Origin of the sequence: Orrella sp. 11846, assembly GCF_048820935.1 — a bacterium.
Lineage (GTDB): Bacteria > Pseudomonadota > Gammaproteobacteria > Burkholderiales > Burkholderiaceae_B > Algicoccus.
This window is the reverse complement of record NZ_JBMERD010000060.1, coordinates 1-469: the sequence shown is the minus strand read 5'-3', so window position 1 is coordinate 469 and position 469 is coordinate 1. Positions and strand designations below refer to the sequence as shown.

Here is a 469-nt window from a genome sequence, read left to right as displayed (position 1 = left end):
GTCAACGGGCTCCCCATACAGGTGCACGCGTACGGTGCCTTCGGGAAAGAACATCAGTCGCGTGTGAGCGTCAGCACAACACCGCCGCCCAGCTCGATACGAACATTGAGGGTGCCAGTCTCGTCCTTTGCCAACGACCCTGATCCAAACTCAAGCACCCCACCATCAATAAAACCCGATGCACACTTCTGCTTGACCTGGGCAACGGTCTCACTCTGTTCACGGGCAATCCGACGCCAGCGAGACATGCTTGCCTCACTGACTTTGACTTGGCGGCAGAACTGAGCCAGCGATCCGTCATATCTGTAAGACTGCTCCACCAGTGAGAGCCACTGCCGGCGAGTGCGATGTTGGCCACTGGCATTGGAAACTGTACGCATTTGGTCCTCCATTTCCAAACATTTGAAATGTTAGAAAGTATGGACCGGGTTGCTTCAGCTATCTATAACGCCGCTGGCTGACCGCTTAC

Annotated in this window: 1 protein-coding gene; it reads right to left on the bottom strand. The window is 55.0% G+C overall.

What is annotated here, in order from left to right; genetic code table 11:
• Positions 1-53 precede the first annotated feature (53 nt).
• Complete coding sequence (locus ACOI06_RS14610) at positions 54-380, bottom strand: hypothetical protein (protein ID WP_420663320.1); 327 nt, start codon at positions 378-380, stop codon at positions 54-56.
• Between the last annotated feature and the right edge of the window lie 89 nt (positions 381-469).